Source organism: Jannaschia formosa (genome assembly GCF_003340555.1).
GTDB lineage: Bacteria > Pseudomonadota > Alphaproteobacteria > Rhodobacterales > Rhodobacteraceae > Jannaschia > Jannaschia formosa.
The window spans coordinates 1-15,803 of the sequence record NZ_QPLJ01000001.1; the positions used below are offsets into that span (position 1 = coordinate 1).

Below are 15,803 nucleotides of genomic sequence, written 5' to 3' on the forward strand. Positions count from 1 at the left end.
GGAAGCTCAAGAACAGTCGCCGCGTGGCAATCCGCTACGACAAGACCGCCACCAGCTTCCTCGGCTTCGTCGACATCGCATGCATCCGCTTGTGGATCCGACGTTTTGTCAACACGGCCTAGCCTTCCAGGCGTAGAACGTGGCGCTGCTGATCCCGTGCCGGCGGCACGGATCGGCCGTCTTCGCCCCCGCGTCCTGCTCGCGCAGGATGCCGATGAGCTGCTCTTCCGTGAACTTCGATCGCTTCATGGTCCGGGCCTCTCCTTGAGCCGGACTCTAGCATCAGATGGAGGAGTTATTGGGGGAGAGCAGACTAGACGGCCGTCGCCGGCGGATGTTGGGCATGGTCTCCAACCGGCCGGAGCAAATGTCTTGACGGGCCTGCCACTCAACGTTGGACGCGTAGTCGCAATGCCGCTCATTCGGCACCGGGCGCGTCAGGATAGTCGAGGATGCGATCTCGAGGGCGGCGCGGCGCGGCGGACAGAGGTCGGTGCCGCACGAGGAGGAGAAGGGCGGGGACGTCTCCCGATCGCCCCCGTCGTCCGCCCGGACCCGGACGCCCCTGCCGCCGGTTTACTCGATCACGAAACTGTCGCCGTCGATCTCGCAGATATCGACGTCGTATTCTTCGAGCCGATCTCCGTCCGAGAAGACGTACATGACGTCCCAGAGACAGCCATAGCCATCTGTATCGAGCGTGACGACCATTTCCTCTCCACTCCGGATCTGACCGGACAGGATGTTGTCGCCCCAGCGGCTTTCGTTGGACGGGCCTGCATAGACTTCGGTGATGGTGAAGCCGCTCTCGTTCACCAGATCGAACGCCGCGGCGGCGGCCACCATCGGCAGGGCAATCAGGGCCGCGGTCAGGACCGCGACGTTTGCGTATTTCATTCTCATCTCATTTCACTGGCAAGGGTTCGATCAGGTAGAGCCCGGACGGTCGATCAACCCGTCGCGTCACCGCGTCTCGTGCCGGGATCTGAAGGATTGGCCTGCCGCTCGCCGCGAAGATTGCTTCGTTTCGAGGTCCGGGCAAGGGGAGTCGTCATGGTCTCTGCGGAATAGATGTGACCTGTCCCCTTGTCTCTCCTCCACGAGCTGCTGGAATCCGGATTGAGATGAGGGGACCGGATATGAAGCGAAGCAGGTTCAGTGACGAACGGATCATCGGGGTGCTGCGCGAGCAGGACGCGGGACGAAGGTGCCGGAGCTAGGTCGCAAGCACGGGATGTCGTCTCCGCCGAGCGGGCGCTGCGAGTTCCCCGCGTCTTCGACGCGCTGGACTGCGTCGTCGTGGACGAGTTCCAGGATACGAACCCGGTGCAGTTCGCCTTGCTCGCGCGGCTCGTCGAAGGGGCGCAGCGGGTCCTCCTGGTTGGCGATGCGAAGCAGTCGGTCATGGCTTTCACCGGGGCCGACGCGCGGCTGTCGGGCGCATTGGCCGCGGCCCATCCGGAGGCGCTCGAAACGCTCGACCGCAACTGGCGCTCGGTTCCGGCAGGCGTTGGTGCCTAAAGCCGGGTAAGCCAGTGACTGAAACGACATCTTGCCATTGGCCAAATCATTAATCACTTTTAATATACAATAGCTTAGGCTTATCTGCTCGACAACGCCGGAACTATCGGCGATCTGGCCGCCGTCCCCGGATCAGATGCCGGAAAGGAAAAAGTCGAGGGCCTTGCGGATCTCCCACTCCCGGTCCGGGCATCGTGCGAGGGGCACTCCCCTGATCAGGGAGGCCGGGATGGCGGCGAGTTCGCCGACATGGAGGGAATACTCGACCCCGCCGATCTCGATCGATGGCTCGAGGATGGAGATCCTGGCAGGTCCCGACTCCATTGGGATCAGGGGCGCAACCACACAGGATGGCAAAGTGGCGGCATCGGCCTGGACAACCATCACCAGCCGGCCCGGTGAAATCTCGTAGACGTCGAACTGCAAGATCAGCCGCGCATTACCTGAAGGTCGGCGAGCGGCATCCCGTTTCTTTCGATCCAATCCCGACGCTCGGCGAGAGCGGCAGCATTCTCTTCCCGCCACCGGCGGGCCCGCTCCTGGCGCACCGCGACATCGAGAGCCCTCTCCGTCACGCTGGAGATGTTCAGACCCAGGGCGCGTGCCTCGTCGAGGAGGTCGCCGGAGACCGAGACATTGGCGCGCTTCTTCGTGATGGTGTTCATGATGCACTCCTGGATGTGTTCTTATCTACACATCCGGCATGTGGTGCGCAAACCAAAGAGTTCTTCGGCAGGGGCAGGCGGCGTGGAACGCATCCAGGACGTGAGCGACGGAAGTCGGACGCGCTCCATGGCGTGCGCATGGCGTGGGGACGGGCAAATGGATCCTCGCGCTTGTAGCTGGCGAGGAGCGAGCTGAGGGACTCAGCCTTCCGACGCCGGCTCCTCTTCCTCCACCGCCGCCCGCCGCGCTTCCGCCCCGCAGACCCAAGGCAGGTCGTATCCCGCGCGCTTGCCCCAAGCGACCATTGTGCGGTGGAGCGCGTCCCGCGGTGGTCCGATGGAGCGCGCGTCGCGCTCGAACTCAAGCCCTGCTCCGTCGCCCTTGCCGAGCGGGTCGCCTGGGATCACCGCGAGGGGATCCGCCGTCCGACAGGACACCCATTCCCCTTCCGAATAGTTGAGCTTGCGTTCGCACGTGTTCAGCGCGTCGTGCAGATCCTCAAGCGTGTAGCGAGGCTCCTCGAGTTCATTCTCGATATCGAGTTCCCGCCCCTCCAAGGCGAGGACCCCACCGACGAGCGGTTGAAGTCGCCCTTGATCAGGTCGCCCTCCCGATGGCCCGGCTCCAGCCGCGCCTCGATCTCCTCGGGGCGGTCGATGATACCTAGCTGTTCAGTCCCGGGACCAGGGAGGCGCGCGCCAGCCTCGTGCGCGTAGGGCGCCGCATAGGCTTTGGATGCCGCAGGGCCTCGATCGTCGCTGCCTCCCAGCCCCCGCGCGGCTGGGCGTGGATCGCCGCGTAGATGGTCTCCTGGTTTGGTCCCCAAAGCGGATCGCTCAGGAAGAGGAAAAGCTTCTGGTCGGAACGACCTTCCGCGAGCGCAAGCCGGCGGCATCGCCCGACGGCCGTCCTGGCCGGTCCGTCATCGACCGCGGCTCGAAGACGATCCCCGCCCAGGCTTCCAGGAAGCTCCGCGGTGGTGGCTTCCAGACCGAGGAGGAGTGAGCCGTGGCCAGCTTCGCCGAGGTCAATCGGAAGCTTTCGCGCCTGCGCAAGCGACACGTCCAGGCCCCATGGGAACAGCAGTTCTCGTATCACCTGGACAGGCTGTTGGAACACGACGGGGAGGGCAATGCCCTCCCACGTCCCATTCTGGACGCCACCGGTGAAACGCGCGGGATCCTTGCCGTCGCGGGGCCCGGAGGCGGCAAGACCTGGACTGTTCACCGCACGTTGAGCCGGCACCCGGCACTACGGATGCAAGGGGACGGCTCACGCCCGTATATCGCCAGCACGGTGCCCAGTGGGGCGACGTACAAGAGCATGGCCCAGCAGTTGCTCGTGGACAGCGGTTACGAGATGGAGACGACACGTCGGGCTGGTTGGGAAAGCTGGGAGGCATTCAGGCACAGGGTCCGGACGCTCGGAACCGCAGTCCTTTGGATCGACGAGGCGCACGACCTCTTTCGCCGCGAGAACGAGAACATCCTCCCAGCCCTGAAGTCGCTCATGCAGGGCGACGGCGCGGTGGTCCTGATTCTCACGGGTACCGAAGCACTCGACCAGGTGATCCGGTCGGATCCACAGGTGAAGCGACGGCTCTCGACCGTGCGGATCCCCGATGTGTCCGTCGAGCATGACCGGGAGAACTTCGAGAGCCTGATCGAAGAGTACTGCGACCTCGTCGAACTGGAGGCGGCGATCGAAAGCGACCTCGTCGACCGTCTTGCGCACGGGGCGAGGCATCAGTTCGGCCGCGTGATCACCACTATCGTCGAAGCGATCGAGCAGGCGCTCGTGTCAGGCGACGCCGTGCTGACCACCCAGCACTTCGCAGAGGCCTACGACCTCAAGGAAGGCTGCGAGCCGGATCGCAACGTCTCCCTGCTGCCGGATTGGCATCGCATCGATCCCGACAGCGATCCCTTCGCTCCAATCCTTCCCATGCCCCGCAGGAGGCGTCGCTGACATGCCCGGACTTCACCCCAGGCTTCCCTTTCATCCTGACGAGACCCCACTGTCCTGGGCTGGTCGGCTGGCCGCCTTCCACACCGGTGGGTCGCTCATCCCCTTTCTCCAGGACTTCAGGATCCCGAGTGGAAAGGTGCAACCGTTCCTCAGCAGCGCGCATGTCGACCGGCTGTGCGATGTCGCGGGCGAGGATCCGGCGGCGGTCCATCGCAACAACATCCGCTCGGTCCGCCCGGTCGAGGGCGTCGGGAAACGGTGCTACGGACTGCGGCGCGACATCTTCTCGTCCGAGTTTACCGTGAGTCCCGGCATGCGGTTCTCCTCGACGGCCATCTCGAGACAGCGTTCCGCCGGAAAGGTGAGGACGGTCTGGCGGGGGTGTATTTCGAGTACGAGGAACTGCGAAGACTGCTCGGGGCCGAAGCCGCCGGAGCACCCTTCCGAACCGCCTTCATGGTGCTCGCCGGCATGTCCGGATGCCAGGGCCGTGATCGGCCCGACTAGTGGGGTCTCGACGTGGAGATCGTGCAGGGGGAGCAGCTAGTCGATCTCCTCGATCTGCTGAAAAGGTGGTCATCAGGTCTGCGATCCATAATCTCTGCCGAGGAGTGCATTCCGTTCGGCGAGCCACCAGGCCTCTACGCCGAGCAGGAAATGGAACAGCTGTTCTGATCCCCGCATGCCGGTTGAGGTCTTCGATACCTCGGCGAACCCCAGACCTCGAACTCAGGAATGCCGCCTCCGGGCGGCATTTTTGTTGACTTCCCGATGGCAGATAACCCTATGGTTAAAGGCAGCTTGTACCGCCGGGGCTCAGCGCGGAGTCAACGAAACAAGGGGTTCAAGAATGTGGAATGGCAGGTTTCTCCGGGTTCCTACAATGACCCTGTTTCCCGGCTTCATCGAAGAGCGCATCGCGCTCGACGAGATCGCCCTCTTCGTGCGCCACGGCGGCACCCCCGGCAAGCCGCCGCTGGTGCTGCTGCACGGCTATCCCCAGACCTCGGCGATGTGGCACGGCGTCGTGGCGGAGCTTGCCGACGACTTCCACCTGATCTGCCCCGACCTGCGGGGCTATGGCCGCTCCGACAAGCCCGAGACGGCGGACGACCATTTTCCCTATTCCAAGCGCGCGATGGCCGGCGACATCGCCGAGCTGATCGCGCATTTCGGCTACGAGGACGCCCATGTCGGCGCCCATGACCGGGGTGCGCGGGTGGCGCACCGGCTGGGGCTCGACCATCCGGAGCGGGTGCGGGACTTGGTCCTGCTCGACATCGCGCCGACCCGCGAGATGTATGCCACCGGCGGAGACGCCTTCGCCCGGCCCTACTGGCACTGGTACTTCCTGATCCAGCCCGCGCCCCTGCCCGAGACGCTGATCGGCCACGACCCCCGTTCTTACTGGCAGATGAAATGCACCGGCCAGACCAAGGGGGGCACGCCCTGGCACCCGGACGCGCTGGAGGAATATCTGTCGGCCTTCGAGAAGCCCGAGACGATCCACGCCACCTGCGAGGACTACCGCGCCGCCGCCACGATCGACATCGCCCATGACGACGCCGATGGCGGGGCGAAGCTGGAGATGCCGGTCCATGTCCTCTGGGGCGACCGGGGCGTCATCGAGAGCTGCTTCGACGCGCTGGCGCTCTGGCGCAGGCGGGCGCGGGTGGTGACGGGTCACGCCCTGCCGGGGACGCATTACTTCACCGAAGAGCATCCCGCGACCATCGCCGACGAGATGCGCGCCTTCTTCACGCGCGCCGACGGCTAGGCCCGGGCCCCCCGCATGTCCGATTTCGTCGCCCTGATGGGCACCAAGGGCGGCCCCGCGATCCGGCCCGGATCGTCGATGCCGACCTCAACACTGGTCTGTCTCGACGGGCGCCGGATCGTCGTCGATTGCGGGCTGGGCGTGACGCGCGGGCTGGTCGATCAGGGCATGGCGCTGACCGAGCTCAGGACGATCTTCGTCACCCATCTGCACTCGGACCACTACCTGGAACTCGGCCCGCTTCTGCACACCGCCTGGACCGCCGGGCTGAAGGCGCCCGTGACGATCTGGGGACCCGAGGGTCTGGCGGAATATTGGCGGGACTTCTGCCTGTCGATGCAGGCCGATATCGACCTCAGGATCGAGGACGAGGGCCGCCCGGACCTGCGCAAGCTGGCCGAGATCCGGGTGATCGCGGCGGGCGAGGCGATGGAGGCCGAGGGCCTCTCCGTCTCGGCAATGGGGGTGGCGCATCCGCCGCTGGTCGACTGCTACGCCCTGTCCTTCCGCGGCACCCGGAGCCATGTCGTCCTGTCGGGCGACACCGCCCCCGTGGACGGGCTGGAGGAGTTCGCCCGCGGCGCGGACCTGCTGGTCCACGAGGCGATGCTGGAGAGCGCCCTGCCCGCCCTCGTGGCGCGCGTCGGGAACGCGAGCGAGAAGCTGATGGCGCATCTGCTCCGCTCCCACAGCTTCGCGCATGACGCCGCGGCGCTGGCGACGCGGGCCGGGGTCCGGCGACTGGCGCTGAACCACCTGATCCCCTCGGACGATCCCGACTACACCGAAAAGGACTGGGAGGCGGCCGTCGCGGGCCACTGGCACGGTCCGCTCTTCGTGGGCAGGGACGGGTTGCGGATCGACCTGTAGATTCGGGGCCGCGCCACGGCGTCGGACGATTCCGACGCATCGGTCTGCCCGGAACCGGGCGCCGGAGAGCGAAGCCCTGCGGGATCGGTCCGAACCGGCTCGATCCTCCTGCGCTCCGGGTCATCCAGGGTGCCGCCGCATCGGCTTAGCGGCCTCCGGTCCTGGATGCGGCCACGCGGCTTGGCCGCCCGGCGCCCGAGGGATCACCCGAGATGCGCCGTCGCCTCTATCTCGACCAGCGCATCGTCCTCGATCAGGCCGGCGACGACGACCATCGACATCGCCGGAAAATGCTTGCCGAAGACCTCGCGGTAGGCGGCGCCGACCTCGGGCTGACGGGCGAGGTATTCCCTCTTGTCGGTCACGAACCAGGTCAGGCGCGTGACGTCGGTGACGCCCCCGCCTGCCGCCACGACGATGTCGGCGACGTTCCGCAGGGCCTGCCGCATCTGGCCCACGAAATCGGTGGCGACGAAGCGCTTGTTCTCGTCCCAGCCGATCTGGCCGCCGATATGCAGGGTCCCGTCCCGCGTCAGGACGCCGTTCGAGTAGCCCTTGGCGGGCAGCCAGCCTTCGGGCTGTATCATCCGGTGGGTCATGGTCCCTCCCCTTCCAGTTTCGTCCTGATCTTCTGCGGCCAGGGGGCCGGGCGCCCGTCCGGGCCGACATGGACCAGCGTCGCGCGGGTCTCGAACCGGAGCTCCCCGCCGCAGGTCGCGTCGAGCCGGTAGGTGAGCGAGGTCCGGCCGACGCGGAGCACGGTCAGGCGCAGCCTCAGCCGGTCGCCATGCCGCGAGGGCGCGGCGAAGCGCGTGCTGATCTCGACCGTGGGGACGCTCGCCGCCGGGTGGATCGTCTCGTAGGGCCAGCCGACGGCATCGTCGAAGAACCGCTCCACGCAGTCGTTCACGATCTCGAAGGCGCGCGGGAAGAACATGATCCCCGCCGGATCGCAATGCTTGAAGAGCACCTTCTGATCGACCTCGAATATCATCGCCGCACCTTCCGCGGTGACGGGCCGCGACGCCGTCCGTGACGCGTGCGCCTCACAGCGCCCCCCTGACGTGCCAGAGTTCGGGAAACAGCTCCACGCCCAGCATCCGGCGCAGATACTGCACCCCGGACGTGCCGCCCGTGCCGCGCTTGAACCCGATCACCCGCTCGACCGTCGTGACGTGGTTGAAGCGCCAGCGGCGGAAATAATCCTCGAGGTCGACGAGCTTCTCGCCCAGCTCGTAGAGCGTCCAGTACCGGTCGACATCCTCGTAGACGCGCCGCCAGGCCTCCTGGATCTCGGACCGGGCCTCGTGCGGGGCGTCGAGCAGGGGGGCGGGCATCGCCTCGGTGCCGCCATGGACCTCCCGGAAGAGGAGGGCGACGGCCTCGTCGTAGAAGCTGGGCCGCGCCAGTTCCGCCGCAAGCCAGTCCCGGACCGGAGGCACGTGGTCGTGGGGGCGCAGCATGTTGGCGTTGCGGTTGCCGAGCATGAACTCGATCATGCGATACTGGTAGGACTGGAATCCCGAAGACTGCCCCAGGCTGTCGCGGAACCGCGTGTAGTCCGCGGGCGTCATCGTCCGCAGCACGTCCCAGGAATTGTTGAGCTGCTCGAAGATGCGGCTGACGCGGGCCAGCATCTTGAACATCGGCGCCATCCGGCCCGCCAGCAGCGCCTCGCGCGCGGCGCCGAGCTCGTGGACCGCCAGCTTCATCCACAGCTCGCTGGTCTGGTGCTGGAGGATGAACAGCATCTCGTCATGGGCATCGCTGACGGGAACCTGCAGAGACAGGAGCGCGTCGATGCGGAGGTAGTCGCCATAGGACATGGCGCCGTCGAAGCTCATCCGCGCGCCCTCGCCGCCCGGATCGTAGGCCTGCCCGCTCAAGCTTCGGTCCTCAGCCGGAAGCGCTGGATCTTGCCCGTCTGCGTCTTCGGCAGGGACTCGGCGAAGACGATCGACCGCGGATACTTGAACGGCGCGATCGTGGCCTTGACGTGCTCCTGCAGGCGCCGGGCCATCTCCTCGCCCGCGGTCGCGTCTGCGGTCAGCACGACATGCGCCTGGACGATCTGGCCGCGCTCGGCATCGGGCACGCCGATGACGGCGCACTCGGCCACCGCGTCATGGGCCAGCAGGGCGGCCTCGACCTCGGGACCGGCGATGTTGTAGCCCGCGCTGACGATCATGTCGTCGTTGCGCGCGAGGAAGTGGAAGTAGCCGTCCGCGTCCTGCATGAAGGTGTCGCCGGTGATGTTCCAGCCGTTTTCGACATAGTCCGTCTGACGGTGCCCGAAGAGATAGCGGCACCCGGTCGGGCCGCGCACGGCCAACCGGCCCGGCTCGCCCCGCGGAACCTCCGCCCCGTCGGGGCCGATGACCTTCGCCTCGTATCCGCCGACCGGCTTTCCGGTGCAGGCGGGGCGATGGTCGTCGAAGCGGTTGGTGACGAAGATGTGCAGCATCTCGGTGGCGCCGATCCCGTCCAGCATCGGCCTGCCCGTCCTGGCGGTCCATTCCTCGTAGACCGGGCCCGGCAGCGTCTCGCCCGCCGAGACGGCGGCGCGCAGGCTCGACAGGTCCGCGCCCGCGTCCATCGCCCGCATCATCGCGCGGTAGGCGGTGGGCGCCGTGAAGCAGACGGTGGCGCGGTACTTCTCGATGATCTCGATCATGTTGGGCGGCGATGCCGTCTCCAGCAGCGTCGCCGCCGCCCCGAAGCGGAGCGGGAAGATGGCGAGCCCGCCGAGCCCGAAGGTGAAGGCCAGCGGCGGAGAGCCGACGAAGACGTCGTCGGGGGTGATGGCCAGGACCTCACGGGCGTAGCCGTCGGCGATGACGAGCAGGTCGCGGTGGAAATGCATCGTGCCCTTCGGCTCGCCCGTCGACCCGGAGGTGAAGCCGATCAGCGCGACGTCGTCCTGGGCGGTCCGGACGGCTTCGAACCGCACCGGCTTCTCCAGCGCCAGGCGGTCGAGCTCCGCGTCGTGGTTCAGCGTCCCGTCGAAGGCGGCGACCCGGAGCTGCCCGCCGCAGAGCTCGGCGCAGCGGGTCATCTCCTCCATCAGGCGGCTGTCGCAGAGCGCGTGCGAGATCCGCGCCGTCTCGACGTATTTCGCAAGCTCCGCGGCGCGCAGCATCGGCATGGTCATGACGACGACGGCCCCCGCCTTGGTCGCGGCGAGCCAGCAGGCGACCATCGCGGGGTTGTTGGCCGAGCGGATCAACACGCGGTTGCCGGGCCGCACGCCCAGATCCTCGACCAGCGCATGGGCCAGGCGGTTGGTCCAGTCGGCCAGTTCCTTGTAGGTGCGCCGGCGGCCGTTCCCGATCAGCGCCGTGTGGTCGCCGAATCCCCTGGCCACCATGGCGTCCGTCAACTCGACCGCGGCGTTCAGCCGGTCGGGATAGTCGAATCCCTCGAGCAGGAGGTCGGGCCAGCTGTCCTTCGGCGGCAGGTTGTCCCGGGCGAAGGTGTCGTCATGGGCCGAGGGTCGCAGCATGTCAGGAACCTCCGAAATTCGCTTGCGTCTGCCGGGCGATGACGACGCGCTGGACGTCGGACGCGCCCTCGTAGATCCGCAACGCCCGGATCTCGCGATAGAGCCTCTCGACCGGCTGGCCCGACTTCACGCCGTCGCCGCCATGAAGCTGCACGGCGGTGTCGATGACCCGCTGCGCCGCCTCGGTGGAGAAGAGCTTGGCCATCGCCGCCTCGCGCGTGACCCGCGCCGCGCCCATGTCCTTGGCCCAGGCGGCGCGGTAGGTCAGCAGCGCCGCCGCGTCGACCTCCAGCGCCATGTCGGCGACGTGGCCCTGCACCATCTGCAGGTCGATCAGCGGCGCGCCCTGCACGCGGCGGGTCGTCACCCGCGCCAGCGCCTCGTCCAGGGCGCGGCGGGCGAAGCCGAGAGCCGCGGCCGCGACCGTGGCGCGGAACACGTCGAGCACCGACATCGCGATGCGGAACCCCTGCCCCGGCGCGCCCAGCATCGCCCGGGCGGGCACCCGGCAGTCCGAGAAGCGCAGCGTCGCCAGCGGGTGCGGCGCGATGGTCTCGAGCCTCTCGGCGACCTCGAAGCCGGGCAGGTCAGGCGTGACGAGGAAGGCCGACAGCCCCTTCGCCCCAGGCGCTTCGCCGGTGCGGGCGAAGAGCGTGTAGAGGTCGGCGATGCCGCCGTTCGAGATCCAGGTCTTCTCGCCGTTGAGGACGTAGTGATCGCCGTCCCGGACCGCCGTCATGGTCGAGCTGGCGACGTCCGACCCGGACCCCGGCTCGGTCAGGGCGAAGGCCGAGATCGCCGTCCCCGACCGTGTGCGCGGCAGCCATTCGGCCTTCTGCTCCGGCGTGCCGAACAGCGTGATCGCCCCGGCGCCGAGCCCCTGCATCGCGAAGGCGAAGTCCCCCAGGCCGTCGTGGCGCGCCAGGGTCTCGCGGATCAGGCAGAGGCTGCGCACGTCCAGCGCCTCGCCCTCCCCCGCCGCGCTGTGGCGCAGCCAGCCACCCTCCCCCAGCGCCGCCACCCAGGCGCGGCAGGCGGCATCGGTGTCGCGATGGTCGATCCCGCCCGCCGCCGCCGCGGCCCAGGCGTCCAGCTCCTCGGCCAGGATCCGGTGCCCCGGGGCGAAGAAGGGCCAGTCGAGGAATGCGCGATCGGCCATCAGTCGCCCTCGAAGACGGGTTTCTCGCGCGCGACGAAGGCATGATAGGCGCGGTGGAAGTCCTTGCCCTGCATGCAGATCGCCTGGGCCTGCGCCTCGGCCTCGATCGCCTGCTCGAGCCCCATCGACCATTCCTGCGCCAGCATGGTCTTCGTCATCATGTTGGCGAAGCCCGGTCCGGCGGCGATGCGCGCGGCGATGCCGCCCGCCGCGTCCATCAGCTCCGCCGCCGGCACGACGCGGTTGAAGAAGCCCCAGGCGGCGCCTTCCTCGGCGCTCATGGACCGGCCGAGATAGAGCAGTTCCGCCGCACGGCCCTGCCCGATGATCCGGGGCAGGATCGCGCAGGCCCCCATGTCGCAGCCCGCGAGCCCCACCTTGTTGAACAGGAACGCCACCTTCGTGTCGGGCGTCGCGACCCGCAGATCCGACGCCATCGCGATGATCGCGCCCGCACCCGCGCAGACGCCCTCGACCGCCGCGACGATGGGCTTGCCGCAACCGATCATCGCCTTGACCAGGTCGCCGGTCATCCGCGTGAACTCCAGAAGCTCCTTCATCGTCATCCCGGTCAGCGGGCCGATGATGTCGTGGACGTCCCCGCCGGAGCTGAAGTTGCCGCCGTTCGGCCCGAAGACCACGGCGCGCACGTCGTCGGCATAGCGCAGGTCGCGGAACCAGTCGCGCAGCTCGGCATAGCTGTCGAAGGTCAGCGGGTTCTTCCGGTCGGGCCGGTCGAGCGACAGATGCGCGATCCCGTCTTCCACGCGGCATCGGAAATGGGTGACGTCGCTACGCATTCGCATCGCTTTCCTCGAGGGTTCGGGACAGGTGGTCGAGATGGCGGATCATGCCGGACAGGTCCTCGGGGCCGAGCCCGCGCAGCATCCCGTCGATCCAGGACTCGTGGCGCCGCGCCTGGTCGGCGAAGACCGTCCTGCCCTTCGGGGTCAGGCGGACGAGGTTCGCGCGCCGGTCGCCGGGCACCGCGACGCGGAGCGCGAGGCCGTCCTCGGCCAGCTTGTCGACGATCCCGGTGATGTTGCCGTTCGAGACCCGCAGGGACCGGGAGATCTCGCTCATCTTCAGCCCCTCGGGCGCCCGGGACAGGGCCGACATGACGTCGAAGCGCGGCAGGGTCGTGCCGAGCTCGGCGCGCATGCGGCGGCGCAGCTCCTCCTCGATATGGCCCGAGGCCTTGAGCAGACGGAGCCAGAGCCGCAGGCGCGACTTCGACAGGGGCTCCGGCCCCGCGGCCGGGGCTGGCCCGGAGGTCATGTTTCGCCCCCCGAGATCGCCAGCGCGTGGCCGTTGACCGACCCCGCGCTGTCGGAGCAGAGCCACAGCGCGGCGCCCGCCACCTCTCCGGGCTGGATGAAGCGCTTCTGCGGGTTGCCCCGCATCAGGCTGGCCCGGGCCTGCGCCGCGTCCATGCCGGTCTTCTCGGTGATGGTCGCGATGGAGCGGTCGAGCAGCGGCGTCTCGATGAAGCCGGGGCAGAGCGCGTTGGCCGTCACGCCGCTCTCTCCCAGCTCCAGCGCCAGCGAGCGGGTCAGCCCGACCACGGCATGCTTGGCCGCCGCATAGGCCGTGACATAGGCATAGCCCTTCAGCCCGGCGGTCGAGGCCACGGCGATCAGCCGGCCCCAGCCTGCAGCGGTCATGTCGTCGAGGCCCGCCTGCCAGGCGTTGACGACGCCGCCCAGGTTGACCGCCAGCATCGCGCTCAGCTGCTCGGGCGAAAGGCGGGCGAAGGGCATGCTCTCCGCCGCGCCGGCATTGGCGACGACGACCGAGACGGGCCCACGCTCCTCCCGCGCCGTCTCGAAGGCCCGGGCGACGGCCGCGCGATCGGTGACGTCGCAGGTGGCCCAGCCGATGCCATCGTGACCGGCCGCCACCTCGCGCAGGGGCCCGTCCCGCCGGCCCATGGCCGTGACCGTCGCGCCCGCCGCGGCGAAGGCCTCGGTCATGGCCCGCCCGACGCCGGTTCCGCCGCCGGTGACGACGACATGGCGGCCCGCGACGCTCATGCGCGGATCGCCTCGGTCTCGCGGTCGGCGAGCCGCCAGACCTGGTCGCGGCCCGGCAGGTAGGGCAGCGGCCAGTCCGGCGCGCGCCGGTCGCCGATCCGCGCGGCCTCGCGCAGCGTCCAGTAGGGATCGGTCAGATGCGGCCGGCCCACGGCCACCAGATCGGCGCGCCCGGCCATCAGGATGGAGTTCGCGTGATCGGCCTCGTAGATGTTCCCGACCGCCATCGTCGCGATGCCGGCCTCGTTGCGGATGCGGTCGGAGAACGGCGTCTGGAACATCCGGCCATAGACCGGCCGCGCCGCCGTGCTCGTCTGCCCCGCGCTCACGTCGATGATGTCGGCGCCCTCGGCCTGGAAGGCGCGGGCGATCTCGACCGCCTCTTCCGGGGTCACCCCCTCGCCGTCGAGCCAGTCACTGGCAGAGATGCGCACCGACATCGGCTTCTGCGCGGGCCATGCGGCGCGCATCGCGGCGAAGACCTCGCGCGGCCAGCGCATCCGGTTCTCGAGGCTGCCGCCGAAGGCGTCGGTCCGCCGGTTCGAGACCGGCGAGATGAAGGAGGAGACGAGATAGCCGTGCGCGGCATGAAGCTCGATCATGTCGAACCCCGCGCGCTCCGCCATCCTCGCCGCGGCGACGAACTGGTCGCGCACGCGGTCCATGTCCTCGGCGGTCATCTCCCGCGGGGTCGGGTTGCGGTCGCTCCAGCCGATGGCGGAGGCCGACATGACCTCCCAGTTGCCCTCGGCGAGCGGCGCGTCCATCTCCTCCCAGCCGAGCCGGGTGGAGCCCTTCCGCCCGGAATGCCCGATCTGGCAGCAGATCTTCGCGTCGGTCTCGCGGTGCACGAACTCGGTCAGGCGCCGCCAGGCCGCCTCGTGCTCGGGCGCATAGAGCCCGGGACAGCCCGGCGTGATCCGCCCCTCGGGCGAGACGCATGTCATCTCGGTGAAGACCAGCCCGGCGCCGCCCTTGGCCCGCTCGCCGTAATGGACGAGGTGCCAGTCGGTCGGGCAGCCCTCCCGCGCCTTGTACTGGGCCATGGGCGAGACGACGATGCGGTTCTTCAGCTCCATGTCGCGCAGCCGGAACGGCGCGAACATCGGCGCCCGCGGCGGATCGTTCGACGTCACGCCCGCACGCTCCTGGAACCAGCGTTCCGCGCTTTCCAGCCAGTCCGGATCACGCAGCCGCAGGTTCTCGTGCGAGATGCGCTGCGACCGGGTCAGCAGCGCATAGGTGAACTGGACCGGGTCGAGGTCGAGATACCGCTCCACCTGCTCGAACCATTCGAGCGAGTTCCGCGCCGCCGATTGCAGCCGCAGCACCTCCAGCCGCCGCTCGTCCTGGTAGCGTTCGAAGGCCCGTTCCAGCGTCGGCTCGGAGTGCAGGTATGTCGCGAGCGAGATCGCGCTGTCGAAGGCGAGGCGCGTCCCCGACCCGATCGAGAAATGCCCCGTGGCCGCCGCATCGCCCATCAGCACGACGTTCTCGTGGTGCCAGGTCTCGCAGATGACGCGCGGGAAGTTCATCCACACCGCGGCGCCGCGCAGATGCGCCGCGTTCGACATCAGCTCGTGTGGGCCCAGATGCGCCGCGAAGATCCGGCGGCAGGTCTCGACCGTCTCCTCCTTCGACATCTCGGCAAAGCCCCAGCGGTCCCAGGTGTCCTGCTGGCATTCCACGATGAAGGTCGCCGTGTCGGGGTCGAACTGGTAGACATGAGCCCAGACCCAGCCGTGCTCCGTCCGCTCGAAGATGAAGGTGAAGGCGTCGCCGAATTTCTGGCGGGTGCCGAGCCAGACGAACTTGCATTCCCGCATGTCGATATCCGGGCGGAACCGGTCGGCATATTCGCCGCGCACGCGCGAGTTGATGCCGTCGGCGGCGACGACCAGGTCGTAGTCCCGGCGGATCGACTCGGCGCTTTCGAACTCGGTCTCGAAGCGCAGGTCGACGCCCAGCTCGCGCGCCCTCTCCTGCAGGAGGATCAGCATCTGCCTGCGCCCGATCCCGGCGAAGCCGTGTCCGCCAGAGACCGTCCGCATCCCGTCATGGACCACTGCGATGTCGTCCCAATAGGCGAAGTGGTCACGGATCGCCTGGGCGCTGACCGGATCGTTGTCGCGGAGGTTGTCGAGCGCGTCGTCGCTCAGCACGACGCCCCAGCCGAACGTGTCGTTGGCGCGGTTGCGCTCGATCACGACGACCTCGTGGGACGGGTCGCGCAGCTTCATGGAGATCGCGAAATAGAGACCGGCTGGCCCACCCCCGAGACATGCGATGCGCATCGGCAGTACTCCC

19 protein-coding genes and 3 pseudogenes are annotated in these 15,803 nt (G+C 68.3%); 8 read left to right on the forward strand and 14 right to left on the reverse strand.

Annotated features, from left to right (window positions below):
* A pseudogene (locus DR046_RS00005) lies at positions 1-122 on the forward strand (IS5/IS1182 family transposase); the annotation flags it as partial.
* Here the strand turns inward: DR046_RS00005 and DR046_RS00010 are convergent.
* A pseudogene (locus DR046_RS00010) lies at positions 118-249 on the reverse strand (transposase); the annotation flags it as partial. The pseudogenes DR046_RS00005 and DR046_RS00010 sit on opposite strands and share 5 nt — an antisense overlap.
* Positions 250-576: 327 nt before the next feature.
* Positions 577-897 (reverse strand): hypothetical protein, encoded by a 321-nt coding sequence (locus DR046_RS00015; protein WP_115378694.1) that lies wholly within the window; start codon positions 895-897, stop codon positions 577-579.
* A gap of 242 nt (positions 898-1,139) precedes the next feature.
* Between DR046_RS00015 and DR046_RS24780 the strand changes: the two are divergent.
* A pseudogene (locus DR046_RS24780) lies at positions 1,140-1,240 on the forward strand (transposase); the annotation flags it as partial.
* A gap of 59 nt (positions 1,241-1,299) precedes the next feature.
* Positions 1,300-1,521, forward strand: coding sequence for a UvrD-helicase domain-containing protein (locus DR046_RS24785; protein WP_245190736.1), 222 nt, complete (start codon positions 1,300-1,302; stop codon positions 1,519-1,521).
* Between the two features lie 132 nt (positions 1,522-1,653).
* On the opposite strand, the gene DR046_RS00025 is transcribed toward DR046_RS24785, so the two are convergent.
* From DR046_RS00025 to DR046_RS00035, 3 genes are all read right to left on the reverse strand, one after another.
* Entirely contained in the window at positions 1,654-1,947 is a 294-nt protein-coding gene (locus tag DR046_RS00025) for a CcdB family protein (RefSeq protein ID WP_115378698.1), read from the reverse strand.
* A 2-nt stretch (positions 1,948-1,949) separates the two neighbouring features.
* Positions 1,950-2,186, reverse strand: a complete 237-nt coding sequence (locus DR046_RS00030; protein WP_115378700.1) for a type II toxin-antitoxin system CcdA family antitoxin — start codon at positions 2,184-2,186, stop codon at positions 1,950-1,952.
* Positions 2,187-2,387: 201 nt separating this feature from the next.
* On the reverse strand, positions 2,388-2,744 hold the full coding sequence (locus tag DR046_RS00035; RefSeq protein WP_115378702.1) for a hypothetical protein: 357 nt from the start codon (positions 2,742-2,744) through the stop codon (positions 2,388-2,390).
* Positions 2,745-2,973: 229 nt separating this feature from the next.
* Here DR046_RS00035 and DR046_RS23175 point away from each other — a divergent pair, with 229 nt between their 5' ends.
* From DR046_RS23175 to DR046_RS00050, 5 genes are all read left to right on the forward strand, one after another.
* A complete protein-coding gene (locus DR046_RS23175) occupies positions 2,974-3,192 on the forward strand; it encodes a hypothetical protein (RefSeq protein ID WP_135227229.1) in 219 nt (72 codons plus the stop codon).
* Between the two features lie 3 nt (positions 3,193-3,195).
* Positions 3,196-4,155 carry a TniB family NTP-binding protein gene (locus DR046_RS00040; RefSeq protein ID WP_115378704.1) on the forward strand — a complete coding sequence of 320 codons (960 nt, stop codon included), beginning with the start codon at positions 3,196-3,198 and terminating at the stop codon, positions 4,153-4,155.
* 519 nt (positions 4,156-4,674) lie between these two features.
* Positions 4,675-4,830, forward strand: coding sequence for a hypothetical protein (locus DR046_RS23430; RefSeq protein ID WP_167766804.1), 156 nt, complete (start codon positions 4,675-4,677; stop codon positions 4,828-4,830).
* A 208-nt stretch (positions 4,831-5,038) separates the two neighbouring features.
* Positions 5,039-5,932, forward strand: a complete 894-nt coding sequence (locus tag DR046_RS00045) for an alpha/beta fold hydrolase (RefSeq protein WP_306418016.1) — start codon at positions 5,039-5,041, stop codon at positions 5,930-5,932.
* Positions 5,933-5,947: 15 nt separating this feature from the next.
* A complete protein-coding gene (locus tag DR046_RS00050; RefSeq protein WP_115378706.1) occupies positions 5,948-6,802 on the forward strand; it encodes an MBL fold metallo-hydrolase in 855 nt (284 codons plus the stop codon).
* Between the two features lie 203 nt (positions 6,803-7,005).
* Here DR046_RS00050 and DR046_RS00055 read toward each other — a convergent pair whose 3' ends face one another.
* From DR046_RS00055 to DR046_RS00095, 9 genes are read right to left on the reverse strand one after another with little or no spacing between them, the layout of a single operon-like run.
* Positions 7,006-7,401, reverse strand: coding sequence for a RidA family protein (locus DR046_RS00055; protein ID WP_115378708.1), 396 nt, complete (start codon positions 7,399-7,401; stop codon positions 7,006-7,008).
* A complete protein-coding gene (locus DR046_RS00060) occupies positions 7,398-7,796 on the reverse strand; it encodes an acyl-CoA thioesterase (protein WP_209313526.1) in 399 nt (132 codons plus the stop codon). The genes DR046_RS00055 and DR046_RS00060 overlap by 4 nt, the downstream gene beginning before the upstream one ends.
* 52 nt (positions 7,797-7,848) lie before the next feature.
* Entirely contained in the window at positions 7,849-8,688 is an 840-nt protein-coding gene (locus tag DR046_RS00065) for a tryptophan 2,3-dioxygenase (RefSeq protein WP_115378710.1), read from the reverse strand.
* Complete coding sequence (locus DR046_RS00070) at positions 8,685-10,304, reverse strand: AMP-binding protein (protein WP_115378712.1); 1,620 nt, start codon at positions 10,302-10,304, stop codon at positions 8,685-8,687. The genes DR046_RS00065 and DR046_RS00070 overlap by 4 nt, the downstream gene beginning before the upstream one ends.
* 1 nt (position 10,305) lies before the next feature.
* Positions 10,306-11,463 carry an acyl-CoA dehydrogenase family protein gene (locus DR046_RS00075; protein WP_115378714.1) on the reverse strand — a complete coding sequence of 386 codons (1,158 nt, stop codon included), beginning with the start codon at positions 11,461-11,463 and terminating at the stop codon, positions 10,306-10,308.
* The gene (locus DR046_RS00080) at positions 11,463-12,263 is read right to left on the reverse strand and encodes an enoyl-CoA hydratase family protein (RefSeq protein ID WP_115378716.1); all 801 of its coding nucleotides are present in this window, start codon (positions 12,261-12,263) and stop codon (positions 11,463-11,465) included. The genes DR046_RS00075 and DR046_RS00080 overlap by 1 nt, the downstream gene beginning before the upstream one ends.
* Positions 12,256-12,741: a MarR family winged helix-turn-helix transcriptional regulator gene (locus DR046_RS00085; RefSeq protein ID WP_115378718.1), complete on the reverse strand. Its 486-nt coding sequence runs from the start codon at positions 12,739-12,741 to the stop codon at positions 12,256-12,258. The genes DR046_RS00080 and DR046_RS00085 overlap by 8 nt, the downstream gene beginning before the upstream one ends.
* Positions 12,738-13,496 (reverse strand): SDR family NAD(P)-dependent oxidoreductase, encoded by a 759-nt coding sequence (locus DR046_RS00090; RefSeq protein WP_115378720.1) that lies wholly within the window; start codon positions 13,494-13,496, stop codon positions 12,738-12,740. The genes DR046_RS00085 and DR046_RS00090 overlap by 4 nt, the downstream gene beginning before the upstream one ends.
* Complete coding sequence (locus DR046_RS00095) at positions 13,493-15,790, reverse strand: bifunctional salicylyl-CoA 5-hydroxylase/oxidoreductase (protein ID WP_115378722.1); 2,298 nt, start codon at positions 15,788-15,790, stop codon at positions 13,493-13,495. Before DR046_RS00095 ends, DR046_RS00090 begins: the two co-directional genes overlap by 4 nt.
* Positions 15,791-15,803: the final 13 nt, after the last annotated feature.

What these genes read in the sequence shown, in the direction of transcription:
- DR046_RS00080 (WP_115378716.1), bottom strand. Translation starts at nt 12,263, where the DNA reads ATGCGTAGCGACGTCACCCATTTCCGATGCCGCGTGGAAGACGGGATC.
- DR046_RS00070 (WP_115378712.1), bottom strand. Translation starts at nt 10,304, where the DNA reads ATGCTGCGACCCTCGGCCCATGACGACACCTTCGCCCGGGACAACCTG.
- DR046_RS00095 (WP_115378722.1), bottom strand. Translation starts at nt 15,790, where the DNA reads ATGCGCATCGCATGTCTCGGGGGTGGGCCAGCCGGTCTCTATTTCGCG.
- DR046_RS00085 (WP_115378718.1), bottom strand. Translation starts at nt 12,741, where the DNA reads ATGACCTCCGGGCCAGCCCCGGCCGCGGGGCCGGAGCCCCTGTCGAAG.
- DR046_RS00060 (WP_209313526.1), bottom strand. Translation starts at nt 7,796, where the DNA reads ATGATATTCGAGGTCGATCAGAAGGTGCTCTTCAAGCATTGCGATCCG.
- DR046_RS00015 (WP_115378694.1), bottom strand. Translation starts at nt 897, where the DNA reads ATGAAATACGCAAACGTCGCGGTCCTGACCGCGGCCCTGATTGCCCTG.
- DR046_RS00075 (WP_115378714.1), bottom strand. Translation starts at nt 11,463, where the DNA reads ATGGCCGATCGCGCATTCCTCGACTGGCCCTTCTTCGCCCCGGGGCAC.
- DR046_RS00050 (WP_115378706.1), top strand. Translation starts at nt 5,948, where the DNA reads ATGTCCGATTTCGTCGCCCTGATGGGCACCAAGGGCGGCCCCGCGATC.
- DR046_RS00030 (WP_115378700.1), bottom strand. Translation starts at nt 2,186, where the DNA reads ATGAACACCATCACGAAGAAGCGCGCCAATGTCTCGGTCTCCGGCGAC.
- DR046_RS00055 (WP_115378708.1), bottom strand. Translation starts at nt 7,401, where the DNA reads ATGACCCACCGGATGATACAGCCCGAAGGCTGGCTGCCCGCCAAGGGC.
- DR046_RS00090 (WP_115378720.1), bottom strand. Translation starts at nt 13,496, where the DNA reads ATGAGCGTCGCGGGCCGCCATGTCGTCGTCACCGGCGGCGGAACCGGC.
- DR046_RS00045 (WP_306418016.1), top strand. Translation starts at nt 5,039, where the DNA reads ATGACCCTGTTTCCCGGCTTCATCGAAGAGCGCATCGCGCTCGACGAG.